The organism is Vibrio sp. Vb0888 (assembly GCF_033338835.1).
Classification (GTDB): domain Bacteria; phylum Pseudomonadota; class Gammaproteobacteria; order Enterobacterales; family Vibrionaceae; genus Vibrio; species Vibrio alginolyticus.
The window spans coordinates 35,721-53,655 of record NZ_JAWOTL010000015.1 but is presented as its reverse complement, the minus strand read 5'-3'; the positions used below and the strand labels follow the sequence as shown (position 1 = coordinate 53,655).

Here is a 17,935-nt window from a genome sequence, read left to right as displayed (position 1 = left end):
TCCTTAAAAACATTTTGTTTTCGTTCGTGTCTTTTTGTCTACTAACGAAAATGGCGGGGCTATATTTTACATGCAAACAAAATTGAACCTTTCGACACGAGGATGACCAAAATGACCAACTTAAAAGAAAAACAAATCAAACTTGCTACTGCTGCTATTGCTGATCTTAAAGAGCTGGTGGCGCAAACAGGCAATCTACTAATGAATCTTTCTAAATCTGGCGTTGAGGCAACTGCAAAGGCCGTTTGTAACTTCTACAACGAAGCGTCACCAATCCAACAAGATTGCTTAGACATTGCTTACTGCTGGTGTGGTTCTTGGGATTCAGAGAACGAAGCGCGTGAAGCATTGGAAGCCGTTAAGGGTCACGCAATCAAAGCCCTTGCTTGGAAGCAAAACCGCCTAGAAGTGTTTGAGTGTGAGCGTCCAGAATACCGCCAAGGCATTACTATCTATGAAGTGGTGCGCGTTTCTACTAAGCGAGGTGAGCCGCTATCAACGCATACTAATTACTTCTCTAGTAAAGAAAGAGTCAAAGCATTCCTAAACAAGAAATACGACTTTTACGCGCCGGATATGGAAGAGAACAGCAAATTCAAATGTATCGAACGCTCAGACTACTCTTTGCAGTTCTACCAAGAAGATGAGGAATATCTGATTGAGTTCCACATGAACCATGTAGATGTAGAGTAATTGTTTGTTCGGGAGGTTGTTAGCATGAACGCTGAAGTAATAACTCAAGAAATGTTCAATTGCATCTTAATAATCGTGGAATACTTTGCCATTCTTTTTATGGGTTTATTCATCGCTCGTAAACGTGGCGTATTTAAAGGCAAAAAATAATCCTCGAACGCACATTTAAACTAAACAAGCCAGCTTTAAAGCTGGCTTTTTTGTTATCATTCGTGTCATAAGGTTCACAGGTGAGAACAGATATGGCCGTTTATATCCCCGTCAGACACTTAGGAAAGGCTTTTATCGAAAGCCAAGCCAAAACACCGACCAAACAGCAAAGGGACATTAGCAAGGCTTACCAGAAGCTACATGCGCGTGTTCAGCGCAACCTTATCGGCTTGCCACCATATCAAACTGAAGTTCTATTTCATCCAACTCGCAAATGGCGAATGGATTACGCTTGGCCCGACTTAAAGATTGCCTTGGAGGTTCACGGCGGTACTCATTCAAATGGGCGTCACACTCGCGGCGTTGGCTTTGCAAACGACAGAGAGAAGATGAACGAAGCGCAGCTTTTAGGCTGGATTGTTATTGAGATTGCATCGGACAACTTAGGCCAGCTTAGAGGCTGGTTAGAACGTGCCTTTGATCATCGAACGAAAACAATGAACACTGAACAGTGATAACATGTTGACGCAATTAAACACTCGGAGTTAGAGAAGTGGCGAGAATTAATTGGGAACGCATTAAAAAACAATACCTTAGCGAATACGAAGAAACTGGCGTTGACGTTAAGACGTTTTGTGTTCGCAATGGTTTAGTCTACTCCACAGCAAGAAAATACTTAAATAACAAACTGTTACAGAAAAAAGAGAACAAACCAAGCGAACAGAACGCGAACAACGAAGAAGTTCAGGGCGAAAAATTACAACCAAAAGGGATTACACCGCCCAAAACCAAAATCAAACGCAAGAAAACCGCGAATCAATCAAGTGCCAAAAATGGACACGGTGGCCGTCGAGCTGGCGCTGGCGCTCCAAAGGGAAATAGCAACGCTTTCGTGCATGGCTTGATGACTAAAGCATTTGGCAACCTAGTTAAATACTCTCATCAAGTCGATGACGAATTTAAGTTAGAAGTGCATAAGCTTGCCGCTCTTCAGGCGCTTGAGTGCTACACGCAATACAAAGATGAATTAGCTGACTTCCTCAAAGAGCTGGAAGAACGTGGTGATAAACCTACAGAACTAGAGCAGGAGTTTATTGACCGACTTGAGAAACGAATCGAGTCGAGTTTTGGCATGGTTTGCCACCACACCGGAAAGCTTGAGTATTTAGAGGGCCAAATGGCGAACCGTCGATTAACCAATCGAGCAATAAGCAAGGTTATCGCTCAAACCACACAAGTCGAAGTTGATACCAACCTTAAACGCAAAGGCATTGCGTTGGCCGAAGCGAATACTGACAAGGCTAAGGCTCAAGCTGCGCTTGCTCGTCATGATCTCGACCAGAAACAACGTGAAGGTCTAGGCGACGATGATGATCTAGGTATGTTGCTAGATGAAGTCCAAGATTTGGATGACGATGAAATCATTCAGCGCTTCAAAGATAAAGGTGGAGTGTTGAACGATGATGAATGATGGTATTCAGCCGTATAAGGATTCTATTAATGGCCGTGGCATAAACCTAGTTATGCCAGCGCTTACCGATCAGCAATTCAAAGCGCTTTCACGGCCAGAGAAGCGCCGTTACTTCAGGAACTATATGACCTGTAAGGAATGGCGCTTAAACAACCTTTACAAGATAGAGAATGATAAAGGTCGCGTTGTCACGTTTCGAATGCGTGACGCTCAGAGAGATCTATTTGAAACAGCCCATACCTTTGAATTGATTCTTAAAGCGCGTCAGTTGGGCTTTAGTACCTTTATCGACTTGTACGCGCTGGACTCGTGTTTATTCAATAAGAACTATGCCGCAGGTATTATCGCGCAAGATTTGGAGAGTGCTGGCGCTATCTTCCAGACAAAGGTTGTCTTTCCATATAACAATTTGCCTAATTACTTGCGCTCTCGCATTCGTGTAGTTCAACGAGCTGGTGGCGCTAACGGTGGCCGACTCAGTTTTTCTAATGGTTCACGAATCCGTGTTGCAACGTCATTCCGTTCCGGTACGTTGCAGTTTCTACATATTTCAGAGTTGGGCCGTATTTGTGCAGGTTACCCACAAAAGGCCAAAGAGATCCAAACAGGTTCGATGCCTACTGTTCACGAAGGTTGCAAACTCTTTATTGAATCGACGGCAGAAGGCGCGGCAGGACTCTTTTTTGAGTTGTGTAAGAAAGCTGAGGAACGAGCACATAGCGGAGTGAAGTTAGGTGCTAAAGATTTCCACTTTAGATTCATTCCTTGGTTCACTCATCCTAGATATTACTCACCATTGCCATTAGGCGGATTGAAGCTATCCAAATACTTTATTGAATACTTTAAGTCGATTGAGCCATTCGTGATCCGTCACTTGGGTAGACCGTTAACGGATGAGCAAAAGCAGTGGTATGTCGAAACCTATAACCACTACGAAGAGTACACGAAACAAGAGTATCCAAGTACACCACAAGAGGCGTTCTTAACGTCAGGCCGTCGAGTATTTAGCGCTCCTTCCTGTATGGCTGCGGAGTCAGCTTGTACCAAACCGTTGCTTGTCTATGACGTTAATCCAGAGACAGGTGCAATGTTTGATGTTCGAGATAGCGTAAACCGTGAAGGTAAAAGCGAGAACATGCAGAACGGATTACAGGGCTATTTGCTTATTTGGGAATTGCCTGATCCAGAAAAGGATTACGCCCTTGGCGCTGACGTTGCGGAAGGTCTGGAACATGGGGACAGAGGTTCAATTGATGTGCTGGACGAAACTGGCAATCAAGTTGCTCATTGGTTTGGTCATATCGACACAGACCAGTTTGCAAAGATTATCGCAATCATTGGAAAGATGTACGCAGGTAAAAACGGCAGAGCGGCCTACGCTGCGCCAGAACGAAACAACCACGGCCACGCCGTTTTAAACGTTCTACGCGATATCTATCCAATATCCAGAATCTACCAAGAAGAACACCACGACAAGGAAGACGAGGACGAAGAAACAGGACGATTAGGCTGGCTTACCACTCGTAAATCCAAGCCGATAATTATTTCAAACTTAAATGAGCAATTGCGCAATAATACGTCGGGCATTCGATGGATCGGGACAGTTACAGAGCTGAATACCTACGTTTATGACTCCAAAGGAAGCATGAACGCAATTGAAGGCGCATTTGATGACCAAGTGATGAGCTATGCGATTGCGCTAGAAATGGTTGTTCGAATGCCTAGAACCATGACCAAGTTACAGCCACGCACCAAGCGATCAAGCGATTGGCGTACTAAGTGAGGGGAGAATTTATGGCTTGGAATGAAGACCATGCGGAGCATGACGGCAAGGGCTTTAACCTTGCTCAATTACGCCGATTAGTCTCAAACGTGGAAGCACAACCAAACTGGCGCGACCCAGCGCAAAAGTGTTGTGATTACTACGACGGCAACCAACTAGCGCCGGAAGTAAAACAAGTCTACGAAGAACGTGGACAACCGATCATTATCAATAACCTAATAGCGCCAGCTATTGACGCCGTTTTAGGTATGGAAGCAAGAACACGAACTGATCTTGTACTTACAGCCGATGACGATGACGGCGAAGAGCTACGCGATGCACTTCAGGAGAAGTTTAAAGATGCGTGGCGACTTGCACGAGCTGATCGCGCTAATGCCGACGCTTACGCTTCACAAATTAAAGCTGGTATTGGTTGGGTAGAAGTTACCAGAAATGACGATCCTTTCTATGGTGGTGGCTACAACATCAAGCCAGTTCGCCGTCAGGAAATGTGGTGGGACTGGAACGCTCAAGAGGCCGACTTGTCTGATGCTCGATGGTTGCTGCGTAAACGTTGGGTAGACGTTGACGAGGCTATTGCTCATTTCCCTGAACACGCCGAAATCATTCGCCAAGCAATGAATAATTGGGAAGACTTTGCAAACCTTGAAAGCTACGAAGAGCAAGACCAAGATTTGCTTGCTGCTTACCATGAATTTGAGAGTTGGGATCGAAATACGTCTGAATGGTTAGATCAGGCGCGTGGCCGTATCTGCTTACAGGTTATCTACTACCGTACATTTAGACGCGGTTATGTCATCGACCTAAAGAATGGCCGAACAGTTGAATACAATCCAAATAATATCGCTCAAGCCGTTGGCGTAAAAATGGGTACATTTAAACCACGAATTGCTACATGGTCAGCAGTACGCGAAGCGTGGTTTGTTGGTATTCATAGAATCATTGATCGTAAATCAGTTGCACCGAGCGGATACTTTCCAATTGTTCCGTTCTTCGGTTATCGAATGGATAAATCCGGCCAACCTTATGGTGTTGTAAGCCGAATGATTAGTGCTCAAGATGAGATCAACTATCGTCGTATGAAGCTTACGTGGCTGCTACAAGCTAAACGTGTCATTGCAGACCAAGACGCAACCAATATGAGCCGCGAAGACTTGCTCGAAGAGGTCGAACGCGCAGATGGTTACATTGAGTTAAACCCTGATCGCAAGAACAAGAAATCAATCAGTGAAGCTATCCAGATTCAGCAAGATTTCAATATTGCGAGTCAGCAGTTTACTGTTATGCAGGACTCAATGAAGCAAATCCAAGACGTTGCTGGTATCTACAATGCAATGTTGGGCCAAGACTCTTCAGCCACCAGCGGAGTGGCTATTAACTCTCTAGTGGAACAAGGCGCGACTACGCTAGCAGAGATCAATGACAACTATCACTATTCGAGAACACGAGTTGCTGATCTGTTAATGGCCTATCTAATCGAAGACCTAGCGAAGCAAAGCAATATCGCTGTAACTATCAACAAGCAAGACGCCCATAAGCGAAAAGTCATTCACCTAAACGTGACCAATGACGACGGCACAGTGACCAACGACGTTAAGCGTTGGAAAGGTCATATCGCTCAAGCTCCAATCCAGCAAACTGCCACATTCCGCGCTCAAATGGCTCAACAACTAACCGCGCTAGTTGCTCAGTTGCCACCACAAATTCAAATGGCAACGCTAGATATGGTTGTCGAGTTAATGGATGTACCTAACAAGCAAGAGATCCTGAACCGTATCAGACAAACTCTAAACATTCCAAAAGCGCCGGAAGATATGACGCCAGAAGAACAAGCAGCTATGCAGGAAGAACAACGCAAGCAGCAAGAAATGGCTGAAATTCAAATGCAGCAGCTACAAAACGAGGTTGCTTTAGGCGCGGCCAAGGTTGAAGAACTACAGGCCAAGATTGCCAAACTACAACGTGATGCAGAAAGCCAAGACGTTAAAGACAACAAGGTTGAGGCCGAAACTGCGAAAGTTTTACAGGAGGTCGCAGAAGTCAAAGCACAAGCAGATAGCACAGTTAATGCAATATTAGCGAACATCGACCAGCAATTGCTAAACCTTCAAATCTAAATGTAAGAGGTAACTAGAAGTGTGGGAACAAGTTAAAAACATCGTGGGCGAATCCGCCCCTTTGGTTGGTTCATTACTTGGCGGTGCCACTGGTAAAACAATAGGTACTCTGATCGCTGGCGTTCTTGGTGTCAAAGATACACCGGACGCCGTTATCAAAGAGCTGATAGAAAACCCTGAAGCTCTAACAAAGATTATTGAGTTTCAGAATCAACACGCAGTTAAGTTGCAAGAAATGGCGCTTAACCAGTTATCTATGCAGCTAACAGACACACAAGACGCGAGAGACGCACACGGCGATCACTGGATGCCTTCAGCGTTAACTCTGATCTTGTGTGTCATGGTGTCAGGTATGTTTTGCTCATTGTTTTGGTGGACGGTTCCAAAATCATACGAGCAACTAATTATCATGATTGCAGGTCAGGTAATGGGCGCGTTCTCAACGGCTATCGTGTTTTGGCTAGGCTCAACGATGATGCAGGGCTTAGGTCGAACAAAGCAACCAATGAAGTTTATGAAGTGGGGGAGTAAGTAAATGAAATTACCAGCCGAGTTTAAGCCGAATACTGAAATTCAAGAAATGATGGAAGAGCTAGGTTGCACTGGCAAACGTGTAAAGCCTCAAGACATTGCTGATCGAATTGAAGAGATTGATTTTCAAACCGTCACGCTTGCAGGTAATAAATTCATGTATTGCGGCATCAAGATGAAAGGCGGCTTTGTTGTTGTTGGTAAACCAGCAACTTGTATCGACCCTGAAAACTGGCGTGACCAGATTGGCCGACAAGTGAGTTTTAACAACACATTCGAAGAGATCTACAAGCTAGAAGCTTACAGAAAGATGAGCGCATAAGACGTAATTGTTTGGAGAGAAAAGCCATGTATGACAAACGACTAAGAAGCTATCGACCTAAATGGTTCAAGACTTGGGAACTTGTGAGCAAAGCTGCTTATCAGGCGCGTGGTGAAAAGGCCATGCTTGGTATGGATGCTCGATTGCTGATCACCATTGATGAGCTGCGAACGCTGCTTAGTGAAATCGATCCGAAGAAAGCGGCGCTTATCTGTAACAACTGGAAAGCTGGTGGATCTCGTGGTTACTCAGGTTTGCGACTTGCGAGTGACAAACATTTCACTCCATTCTCTGCGCATGGCAGAGGGCAAGATATTGATTTAATTAGTAATTATTACACGGCTCAAGAGTTGCGTGATTTGATTATTAAACACAAAGACCGATTCCCTTATCTAACGAGAATGGAAGAAGGTGTGAGCTGGTTGCACTTGGATGTGTTCAACTTACCAGAAGATGCACCAGAGAATGCAATCCTGTTGTTTACTAAATCAGGTGAGACTCGCTACGCCTAGATAATCATTGAACGTTAATTTTTAGTTTGCATTCGTAAATTTGTGGTACATTTATCAGCAAATTGAGTGTGCGGCGAAAAACTAACGCAACACGAGAACATAAAAAAGCCAGTTAGCGCGATTGCGTTAGCTGGCTTTCTTGTTCGCAAGTGCGGCGATAAGCACAAACCAAACGCAAGCGCAGCGATAAGCGCACATGAGGGGATTATGACTATAGAACTTGACCAAGCACTATTAACTGGCAACGTCGAAGACATTGACGCACTGCTAGATGAAATTGACCTAGATGACGATTTGGGCGTTCTCAGCGGTGAAAATGACCAAGACAACCATTCGACTGATAACGAAATGGGCGTAGGCGAGGAAGATGAGGCACTACCAAGTGTTATTGACACTACTCAGCCAAAAGGTGACGCCAACCTAGATAAATCAGAACAGGGCCAAGAGTCTAAAACGAATGCGGCCAAAGATAGCATTGGGGTTCGAGAGATTGACGGCAAGCTCTACATTGAAGTTGATCCAGACAATGCAGCGGTAGCAAGTAAGGACGGTAAACATACGATTCCTTATGCAGTTCTAGAAAAGGCTCGCAATCAGGCGAGCGAAGCGTCAAGCCGTATGCAGGAGCTAGAGCAACAGTTAAGTGAAGCTACAACCGCCAAGGAAAAACTACAGCTATACACCAAGCAATTAGAAGAAGCTGGCATTACGCCTGAAAAGCTACCTGAAGAATTGCTGAACGATGAAAATGCACTCAATGCGCTGCGTGATGAGTTGCCAGAAACGGCAGCAAATTTACTAACGGCGCTAGTTAAGCGTTTTCAAAGTAAGGCTACGACCACTCAACAAGAAGCCAATGACGGAGTTAACGAAGTTACTAACGCGCTAAACGCTGACGAACTAACAGAACTTCGCACTTGGGAATCGAGTGACCGTGACCGTTGGGATATGGCCCTAGTTATCGACAACAAGCTCAAGAATGATCCAGCGTTCCAAGCCATGCCACTAAAAGAACGCTTTGCAGAAGTGCAACGCCGAGTGAAGGCCGCTTTCGGTGATCCGGTTCAAGCGTCAATTGATGCTGAAAAGGCACAGAAACAAGCCGAGCAAGGCCAGCAGCAACCTCAACAAACGGCAGAAAAACAAACCGTTGTACCTAATTCACCGTCTAGTCTAGGTGGTTCTTCACTGGACACTACGGCGGCAGCTAATCAGGCATTGTTGAATCAAGACGCACTAGCGCTTGAGCAATCACTTGCCAATATGTCGCCAGAGAAGGTTGAAGAGTTCCTAGCTCAAGCGGTGATAGCTCTAGATTAGTCGAGGATTTCATAATGACTACTATCACTAAAGCTCAAGCTGCTAAAGCGTTTGGTGCCGCGCTGTTTACTCATACGCGCCGCCAAAACACTTTTGTAAACATGCTAACTGGTAAAGCTCCAAAGGCAGTGCCAGCAGACCGCAACCGAAACAAAACTCAAACTGAAGCTGGTGCGCCAGTTGTAATGATCACCGACCTTACAAAACAAGCTGGTGACACAGTTGAAATGGATTTGTTCCACAACTTGGGCGGTATGCCAACGATGGGCGATAAAAAAATCGAAGGTCGTGGCGAGTCTCTATCAAAAGTTGAGTTTGAATTAGTCATTAACCAAGGCCGTCATAACGTCGATTCAGGCGGTAAGATGGCTCAACAACGCACCAAGCAAAACCTACTTCAAGTAGCTCGTACAATGCTTGGTAACTACTTCAACGATCTGCAAGATGAAATCGCAACGTATCACCTAGCTGGTGCGCGTGGTGACTTCATGCCTTCCGACATGATTGTTCCAACTGCGGATCATTCAATGTTTGGTGAAATCATGGTTAACCCTGTTACCGCTCCTACAGCGGATCGTCACTTCTTCGGTGGTGACGCAACAGGTATTGCGGAAATCGTGGCAGCCGACACGCTAACCCTAGCGAAGATCGATGAAATTGCGCTTTACCTAGAAGAAATGGCACACCCAATCAAGCCTATCCGCTTCGAAGCAGATGAGCTTTACGGCGAATCGCCTTTCTACGTTCTATTTGTTACTCCGCGCCAATGGGCCGACTTATGGGCTGACGTTCAAGGTGCTGGCAAAGTGCAAGAGCTAATCGCGAATGCGGTTAACCGTTCGCAAGGCTTTAAGCATCCACTATTCCAAGGTGACCGCCTAATGTGGCGCAACATCTTGGTTCGTCAATACCGTAAACCAGTACGTTTCAATGCTGGCTCTAAAGTGAAAGTTGGCGCAGCAAGCGGCAACGGTACTGAAACTGAAGTCGAAGCAAAAACAGTAATTGACCGCGCAATCCTACTTGGCGGCCAAGCGCTAGCAGTGGCTTACGGTAAATCTTCAAGCGGTGCTCAGTTCTCTATGCACACCGAGAAGGTTGACCATGGCAACGGTCGTGAAACGTCTATCGCTTGGATGAGCGGCGTTAAGAAAGTTCGCTTCCAAGAGAAGAATGGCCGAATCAATGACTACGGCGTAATGGTGCTAGATACAGCCGTTGGCGGTCTATCTAAGTAATAAGTGACTGGCTGGCTATCTAGCCAGCCTTTATTCATCGGAATCAAAGGAGAATTGCAATGGCAGTTAAAGTATCACCAGCCGTTAAGCAAAACGTCTATAACGGTACTCACGGTAACCTTTCAGTGATGTTCGCTGAAGTTCCGGCACTTGCTGATGGTGACTCGGTTATCGCAGCAAGCCTTGAGGCTGGCGTGAAGCTGGTGGAAGTGAAGATCCTTACCAAAGGCGACGCGGTTACTAGTTTGACTGCACAAGCATCGCTTAATGAAGTGCTGCTAGGTGATGGTATTCATGCGCCTCAAGTTGGCACCAAGCTAGAAGATGTGATCGGTACGGCCACGGAAGTTCCGAAAGGTGCGTTGTCGTCTGATGAGGCTGGATACTTCCCGTCAGAAGATGTTGCTGAAAAAGATAAGTGTCTTGTTCTAACGTTCGCAGGTGCCGCAGTTACGGAAGATAAGATCCGTCTAGCGATTTACACCACTTCAGTCGGCACTATCTAAGATAGTCCACTCTGTTGAAAAACAGGCCAGTCAGATAATTGGCTGGCCTTTTTTACATGTTCCGTGGCAATGGCCGCAGCTCAACACATCGAATACACATAAGGGTATTGACTATGACAGCAGAAAAGAAAATTGTTTGGATCGGTGAAAAGCCAATTAAAAAAGTAAACACGCTTGGCCGTGACTACTACTTTAACCGTGGCGAACCAACCAGCGTACCGGAACAAGTGGCGCACCGATTACTGCAAATCAAATCTTGTTTTGCTACTCCTGAGAGTGCTCAGTCTCTAATCGAGAGCCTACAAGCTGAAGAGCAAAAGCGCCAGCAACTAGCGGAACGAGCGGCGCAACTAAAAGCTGAAGAAGAGAAAGCAAACACTTGGCTTGTTATGGTCGATGGCGAAGTCGTCAACATTTCCAAATACACCAAGGCGAAACTTGAAACCGTTATCCTAGCAGAAGAGCTTCCAATTGATCCGCTAGCGTTGGAAGTTCCAGAAGGCGAAACACATGCGTCAGCTCTACGCATGGCAGTGCGTGACAAGCTACACGCTAAACACGGTATTCCAGAGGCTTAATGATGAGCGCACTATCTGATTTATATCGGTTAGTGCGCCAGCGTTGCGCTGGCGTTGTCGATATCATGATGGATGACGCCTTGCGCGACTCTTACCGCGAGTTTTGCGAGAAATCAGAGTTCCTAAAAACAAAGGTCAAATTGACCGCCGTTGTGTCTGGTGTGCAAATTCCGGTTGCTGGCATTCCTACCGATTCAGCAATTCTAAAAATTGACAGCGTAGTGAGTAATTGCGGTTCTCCGCTTTACGTCAATGACGACTACGTTTTTGATCCTGTAACCAACGAGTTCACATTCACGAATGATTTTGATGCGGTGACCGTTACGGCGGTACTAAAACCAAAGCTAAATTTCGATGAGAACAACCTTAATTCATACCTAGTTGAAAACTACGGTGAGGCTCTAGCGGCTGGCGCTGCTTACCGACTCCGACTACAGGTTGGCACAAATTGGTTTAACCCTGATCTCGCGTTGATGTACGAGCGTGAATTTATCGAGGGTTATCGCCGCGCTTACCGAATAAGCAAAGACAACTTCAATTCATTCAAAAACAAAGTGCGTAAGCACAATTTCTACTAGAGGTGTGTATGTCTGCTAATAACACTCCGGTCAAACACTTGATCGATGAGGCAGCTCGTCTCGTTGTCGATAAAAACATGATCCGTTGGGATAAAGCGTTTTGGGTAGATGCGTTCAACTCGGCAGTTCGAGCAATCCTAGCAATTCGATCTGATGCGCTAACGGCCAATGAGGACTTTGTTTGTGTTGAGGGTTCAACTCAGACAATTCCAGTAGGTGCCCGTTTTGTTGTTGATGTTCTGCGAAACAAAGGCGGCGCGGCCATTTCTGGCAATGTAGATTTGAAGATGCTTGATGATTATCGCCCTGAATGGCGTTCAGAGCCTCTTGCTAGCGCGGCCAAGGCGTGGCTTTACGATGACCGAAATCCAACCACGTTCTATATGTATCCTCCGGTTGTTTCTGGAACAACCATTGAGTGCGTATTTGCAAAAGTGCCTACGCCAATAACTGAAAGCGATTACGACTCTGAAACCAAATGCGAACTAAACCCGATGTACGACAACGCGATCATTGAGTGGCTTGTCTACCGAGCATTTAGTGAGGATGCGGAGTTTACCGCTAACGCCGCTCGTGCAACCACAGCATTAAACGCCTTTAGAACAATGCTAGGCGACAAGAGCCAAGCAGATAGCATCGTTCAACAAAAGAGCGCTGATATCAAAAACCAACCACGCTAATTAATTGGAGTAGAGCACAATGAGTAGTAGCTGGTATCGAAGAGGTACGGTAACTGTAACCGACGGCTCAAAAGAGGTTGTAGGCGTTGGTACGTTATGGGTTGATGCCGGAAATAAACCGCTAGCTGGCGATATCATGTTCATAGCTGGCAGTATTTATGAGGTCGAATCGATCACCGATAACGAACATTTGTCACTGTTCAGGCCATTTACTGGCGTTCCACCAGCAAATGGTGAGTATGCGATCATTCGAAATACTTCAGTAACTATTGCAACTCGTGTGGCTGCAATGGTCGCGGCGGCTATCAACTCAAAACAAGTGTTGCTTGATGACCTTCGAGGTTATTACACATCAACGGCTGACAAGGTTCTTATTCACACCGATGACGGCTCAACTATTGAGGTTGTGCCACTTCAAACACTGGTGTCAGATATCACAAACCTGATCGCTCAGTCTGAAAGTATTAAAAACGATCTAGCTAATACACAGGCAGCTCTAGACCTTGTTCGTCAATACTCTAATGCGGCGCAAGGTGTCGAAGTTGAACCTGGCAAGTATTCAGCGAAGAGCTATGCGGCTGATGCGGCGGATACGTTGGCTTTAGTGAACAAAGCAAAAAGCGATGTGGATTTAAAAGCCTCTCAAGTTCAGCAAACCAAAACAGATATTGAGCAGTTTGTAAGTACATCAAAAACTGAAATTGATGCCAAGGCTACTGCTATTAGTACGGCTATTGCTACGCAAGCGACTACTGTTAAGGGCGAAATCACAACACTGGTTACGACAAGTAAGAGCCAGATTTCTGCGCAAGTAACTACTGGTAAGAGCGATATTGCCGAGCTTATTACTGGTGGAACGGACAGCATTTCTTCACTTTCTTCTACGAGTCAAAGTGAAATAACGGCGCTAGCTACCAAAAGCAAAAGTGACATTGCGGCTCTTGCTACTCAGAGCAAGAAAGATATTACGACTCTTACGACAACGAGTAAGGGTGAAATTTCAGATCTAGTGGCTGGTGGCACTAATAGCATTACGTCACTTACCGATACGAGCAAGGGTGCAATTAACACCTTAGTTAGTGCAAGCAAAAACGAAATCTCGGATCTAGCTACCACAGAAAAAGCAGCCATTTCGCAGCAATCAACCGCAGCAATTAGTGAAATGACTTCACTAAAACAGAGCGCCGAACAAGCAGCATCAACGGCAACACAAAAGGCTACTCAAGCGGCTGCTTCAGCTACAAGCGCAGCACAAAGTAAAACCGATACTCAAACCCTGAAAACGCAAACTGAAGCCTTAGCGAATGAAACAAAGCAAGTAGCGGAAGAGATTAAATCCGGTAGTTATGTTGGTTGGCAAATCTATTGCCAAAGCGAAGCAAACATGAAAGCTGCACGAATGCTAGCTAGTGAACAGTTTGCGGCTAGTGGTTTTGTTGATTTTGGTCGCCACTATAGTTCTGGCAACTATGTTCCTGTCAATGAGGGGCTTTGGTCGCAGTTAGACTCACCAAATAGCCTAAGAATAGGTAAGGTCACCAATGCTTCAGGAACGTCAAAAACTAACCATGCCGTTACGCATATCGCTGGCTTTATTTCGCAACTGATTAATATCAACGATGCGTTTGAACCAAGGGCTTCGATTAAGTTCCCTGAAGCTCCGAACGGCGCAGTTATTTATGACTCCACTGGTAACTGTCGTGGTTCAGGCAAAGCTACGCTAGACCTAACTAAGGATGTAGACCCTAAGTATGGTGATGTTGCTGGTTCAGTTAATGAAGCAGTAGGTAGAGCTTTTGAGGGTCGTACAAAGAATGGCGATTTCCGTAAAGGTAGTGATGGCTCATGGCTAGGGATTGCATCAGGACGTGGTACGTTCACTATTGCTGATGGGAAGATGACTATTAAGGACACTACAGGCATTAATGCAAACAAATCATCAATGGCTGTTAAAAACGTTGGTCATACAACAGAAGCTAATAAAACATACATCATTACTGTTGTTGTTGATTCACTGAGTACATCAGAAAATATGGTCAATTTTGCTATCCGTCTTGGTGGGTATTCTGACCCTAACCAACGACATGAACCATTACGAAAAGGTGTTAATACTTTTACGTATACAGCGGGTAGTAACCGTCCTGATGATGGTTTTCTCCTTTATGTAGGTAACAACCAAACAATGGTTATTTCATCGGTTGGGGTATGTGAAGCTACTGAAGAAGTAGTAATCAACCGTGTAGATTTGTTTGGTTTTGAGTACTTCTTAGAAGAAATCAGCAAGGCCAATCCATTTGTTTACCCTTATGGTTGTATTCAGTCGCTTGCTTCCACAATGGAAGGCATTGCTACTACAGGCTCTAATAGACCTGTAACTTATTATGCTGCTTTTGATGGTGATACAGGCTCAAAAGGTAAAGGCGTTGACTTTTGGGCTGCAACGGATGTGCAGAAGAGAGCTTTAGTTTCTAATCCTGAACACAACATTTATTTACTTGATGATGGACGAATTGTTCAATGGCGTGTGCGTCAGAGAACTATTGCAGGTGCAGGTAATGGGGATTGGGAAGGCTTTAGCCCTGTCGATGCAACACAACACTATTTACATTTCTACGGCGTGTTTGGTAACTGTTCGGTGGTTAATCCACAGGGCATTAAAGATGTACTCGGAGGTAATGGCACTTCATTTGGTCAACCTAATAATGTTCTTGGGTATGGCGTTTTTGATGGCAACGTTGAGCCTATTCGTCCAGATGAAAGTTTGGGCGCGTATAAAGTTCGTTTCTCTCATGCTTCAGATGGTTCTTACGCAGTAAACGGTGAGTGTTATTTCTATGTTTGCGGTGTAGTTCCTCGATTAAACAAAGGTGCTTATCATCCAAGCTTTAACCCATTAGGTACTAAGAGTTGGGTTCAATCTGGCAAAGGTTGGAATGCTCAGTGGTGGCAAGTGACGGGAATTAGTTCTACTCGTCAGTGTTTTGATTACAAGACAGCATCAAGTGACCTAACTCAAGCTGGTGCTAACGAAGAGTTCTCAGGTTTTATTGGTTCTCGTGACGGTTCAAGTCGTCCCGATGGTCGTTTCTATGATTCTATCTACGCTTCTGGTTGGGGCGGTGTGATCGACTACCGATTTAGTGCTTGGGATATGGGGAGCAAAGATGAAGCGGCTAAGATTTTCCAAAAGCTAGAGAATGGTACTTATCGTGGCAAGGAGTTTGCTACTCGTTGCGATTTGTTCGTTCGAACAAGTACAGAGCCTTATTTTTACGGTGGTAAAACTGCTATATGGATTGAAGGAATTGATGACTTCATTGGTTCTCGGAATCCAAGAGATTTCAAGGTAAATGGTTACACAGTGGTAACAGCAGCCACAGATGGACACGGGCAGTATGTATATTTCGATTCTAAGTACGGCGATATTTCATCTTACTGGAAGTCTGTCAGTAACAACGTAGTCGTCACTTCACCTACCAATATACCTGTGTCCGGTAATTTTAATATGATTGATGTGCTTGGTTCACCAGAGCGTATTATGGCTAAAACTGAACTAGCAAATGGCTGGCTTGGTGGCTGGATTCCGGTTGTTCCAAACAATACATTGGTGGCAAATAAATTTCCGATGACTCACGTTGCGGTGGACAAGGATATGCGAATGTATTGGAGCGACGGTGACACAGCTTGGCAAACCGGAACTTATACGTTCGCTTCATCATTAAATGCGCGCGATAACAGCTCTGCAATCCCATCAACTCGCGTTGCATTACATTCTTATACTGCTAGCGCAAAACTTACTAAATCAGCAAACATCAAGCCTATATTAAATGGCGCTAATGGCGTAGGTGATGTTTACGCAACGATGTTTAATGATCGTACTCGTGGTGGATTATTACGGGAAAGTTTTATAAACAAAGTTGTGAGTGGCTACTCGCAGATGCATCCTCACAGCCAAACAGTGAAGCTGAACAAATGTACTTTGCTTGATGGATATTTTGCTAGTAACCCTGATTTCTCGCCAACGCATGAATGTATTGCATTAGGTGAACCAGCTTATGATGATTCAGCAATCAAAGTGTTGTGGAGTCAGAGTTCAAACAACCAACAGGCCAATTTAAATCTATCATTCAATGAGTTGATTTGGGTTGGTAGCTATTCGTCGTTGAATGTAACCAAAATTACGTCCACTAACACTGCGACTGATGGTGTTGCTGGTCAGTTTTATTTAACCGATCCAAGTATTACAAATGCTTTGGGTAATAAGTTGCTTCGCTGCGTTAAGTCTTTTACTGCGTCTTGGGGGGATGTGTGGTTAGAGAACGGAAAAGGCTTTGTGTATATCACAGCTCCAACGGGAGATCCTTTCTTGGTCGTATATGGTTCACAGTCGGACTTATGGGGTGATGATGGAAAACTGCGAATCGTAAGTGAGGTTGGGACATATAAGAATCTCAATGGTGATTTATGTCTATATGGTACGCATGAGCTGGCAATTCCATACGGCTACACAAAGAACAAAGCTCGTGCTGGTTCTCAAGTTAGTGGGGTGGATTTATGATCATTGATACCGACTACACAGCTCTAACCGATATTGATGAGAATATCCGGCATTATTATGCTGAAGATGTTCGAGAACGAGTGATTGGCTACGCAGAGGGGGAGGAAACTTCCCCTATAACTGAGCAATACACGGTTATCGTTCTTAATAAGCCTGAAGAAATTACTTATCAGGATGCAAACCAAAGACGCTGGGAGGGTAAGTCTTGGGAGCAACTTGTTAAGCCAGAGCTTGAACGAGCAATTGCTTGGGAAGATTTTCAAGTAAACCACGATCAATATCTTCAATGGTTGGTGGATGTAGAGAACTTTGTTCCTGAAATCACTATTGGCGAAGATGGTGAAGAAGTTGCCACGTTGCCACCAGCGCGGCCAGTGATCGATATGCAAAATCGCCGCGCCGTTTATGAAGTGATTGAAGTGTCATACGACGCTAATTATTACACTCATAATGGTGAATACGATTATTTGGTCAATGATGAAGAGTTTACTGTTACCAAGACGCCAGTTGTCGAGAGAAAGCCTGACAATGTGATCGCGGAGTTTCATCGGAACAAGGCGCAAGCTTTGCGAGATGAAATAAAACTATCAAACATCTTTATTCATGGATATGAGTTCCAAGTTCGCCAAGTTGACCGGAACAACATGGATGAAACGCTATGGTATGCAGAGCGAAATAATATGCTGGATAAAGAGACGGTCTGGATTGCAGCAAATAATGAACCTGTAAGACTGACTTACAATCAAATCCAACAAATTAAAGATGCTTATGCGATTCGATTGGAAAAGCTATTTAATCAATATGCCACTTGGACAGAAGGGGATATGCAAACTCCATTCGAATTTTTAGAAATCTAAAGTTCTCGATTGGTGATTTTTGTTTTCAATCGAGAAAGTGT

The 17,935-nt window shown here is 44.9% G+C and carries 16 protein-coding genes; all 16 read left to right on the top strand.

Features of this window, described 5'->3' with window-relative positions; genetic code table 11:
• Nucleotides 1-111: 111 nt before the first annotated feature.
• The 16 genes from R7P72_RS18525 to R7P72_RS18450 all read left to right on the top strand — a co-directional run bounded on the left by R7P72_RS18525 (nucleotide 112) and on the right by R7P72_RS18450 (nucleotide 17,894).
• Complete coding sequence (locus tag R7P72_RS18525) at nucleotides 112-693, top strand: hypothetical protein (protein WP_169601414.1); 582 nt, start codon at nucleotides 112-114, stop codon at nucleotides 691-693.
• A gap of 242 nt (nucleotides 694-935) precedes the next feature.
• Nucleotides 936-1,358, top strand: coding sequence for a hypothetical protein (locus R7P72_RS18520; RefSeq protein WP_020840898.1), 423 nt, complete (start codon nucleotides 936-938; stop codon nucleotides 1,356-1,358).
• A 38-nt stretch (nucleotides 1,359-1,396) separates the two neighbouring features.
• Entirely contained in the window at nucleotides 1,397-2,314 is a 918-nt protein-coding gene (locus R7P72_RS18515; protein WP_169601412.1) for a hypothetical protein, read from the top strand.
• Nucleotides 2,304-4,097, top strand: a complete 1,794-nt coding sequence (locus tag R7P72_RS18510; RefSeq protein WP_020840896.1) for a terminase — start codon at nucleotides 2,304-2,306, stop codon at nucleotides 4,095-4,097. Before R7P72_RS18515 ends, R7P72_RS18510 begins: the two co-directional genes overlap by 11 nt.
• Before the next feature lie 11 nt (nucleotides 4,098-4,108).
• Nucleotides 4,109-6,214, top strand: coding sequence for a phage portal protein (locus R7P72_RS18505; protein ID WP_021822480.1), 2,106 nt, complete (start codon nucleotides 4,109-4,111; stop codon nucleotides 6,212-6,214).
• Between the two features lie 19 nt (nucleotides 6,215-6,233).
• The gene (locus tag R7P72_RS18500) at nucleotides 6,234-6,749 is read left to right on the top strand and encodes a hypothetical protein (protein WP_318110747.1); all 516 of its coding nucleotides are present in this window, start codon (nucleotides 6,234-6,236) and stop codon (nucleotides 6,747-6,749) included.
• Nucleotides 6,750-7,067: a Gp49 family protein gene (locus tag R7P72_RS18495; protein ID WP_268810150.1), complete on the top strand. Its 318-nt coding sequence runs from the start codon at nucleotides 6,750-6,752 to the stop codon at nucleotides 7,065-7,067.
• A 26-nt stretch (nucleotides 7,068-7,093) separates the two neighbouring features.
• Complete coding sequence (locus R7P72_RS18490) at nucleotides 7,094-7,579, top strand: hypothetical protein (RefSeq protein ID WP_318110746.1); 486 nt, start codon at nucleotides 7,094-7,096, stop codon at nucleotides 7,577-7,579.
• 207 nt (nucleotides 7,580-7,786) lie between these two features.
• Nucleotides 7,787-8,899, top strand: a complete 1,113-nt coding sequence (locus R7P72_RS18485; protein WP_318110745.1) for a hypothetical protein — start codon at nucleotides 7,787-7,789, stop codon at nucleotides 8,897-8,899.
• A gap of 14 nt (nucleotides 8,900-8,913) precedes the next feature.
• The gene (locus R7P72_RS18480) at nucleotides 8,914-10,137 is read left to right on the top strand and encodes a N4-gp56 family major capsid protein (RefSeq protein WP_029810786.1); all 1,224 of its coding nucleotides are present in this window, start codon (nucleotides 8,914-8,916) and stop codon (nucleotides 10,135-10,137) included.
• A gap of 59 nt (nucleotides 10,138-10,196) precedes the next feature.
• Nucleotides 10,197-10,643, top strand: a complete 447-nt coding sequence (locus R7P72_RS18475; RefSeq protein WP_046268180.1) for a hypothetical protein — start codon at nucleotides 10,197-10,199, stop codon at nucleotides 10,641-10,643.
• Nucleotides 10,644-10,756: 113 nt separating this feature from the next.
• Complete coding sequence (locus tag R7P72_RS18470) at nucleotides 10,757-11,221, top strand: hypothetical protein (protein WP_020840888.1); 465 nt, start codon at nucleotides 10,757-10,759, stop codon at nucleotides 11,219-11,221.
• Nucleotides 11,221-11,799 carry a hypothetical protein gene (locus R7P72_RS18465; protein WP_169628557.1) on the top strand — a complete coding sequence of 193 codons (579 nt, stop codon included), beginning with the start codon at nucleotides 11,221-11,223 and terminating at the stop codon, nucleotides 11,797-11,799. The genes R7P72_RS18470 and R7P72_RS18465 overlap by 1 nt, the downstream gene beginning before the upstream one ends.
• Nucleotides 11,800-11,807: 8 nt before the next feature.
• Nucleotides 11,808-12,479 (top strand): DUF6682 family protein, encoded by a 672-nt coding sequence (locus R7P72_RS18460; RefSeq protein ID WP_029810711.1) that lies wholly within the window; start codon nucleotides 11,808-11,810, stop codon nucleotides 12,477-12,479.
• 19 nt (nucleotides 12,480-12,498) lie between these two features.
• Complete coding sequence (locus tag R7P72_RS18455; RefSeq protein WP_318110744.1) at nucleotides 12,499-17,037, top strand: hypothetical protein; 4,539 nt, start codon at nucleotides 12,499-12,501, stop codon at nucleotides 17,035-17,037.
• On the top strand, nucleotides 17,034-17,894 hold the full coding sequence (locus R7P72_RS18450) for a DUF4376 domain-containing protein (RefSeq protein WP_085344014.1): 861 nt from the start codon (nucleotides 17,034-17,036) through the stop codon (nucleotides 17,892-17,894). Before R7P72_RS18455 ends, R7P72_RS18450 begins: the two co-directional genes overlap by 4 nt.
• The last annotated feature ends 41 nt before the right edge of the window (nucleotides 17,895-17,935 follow it).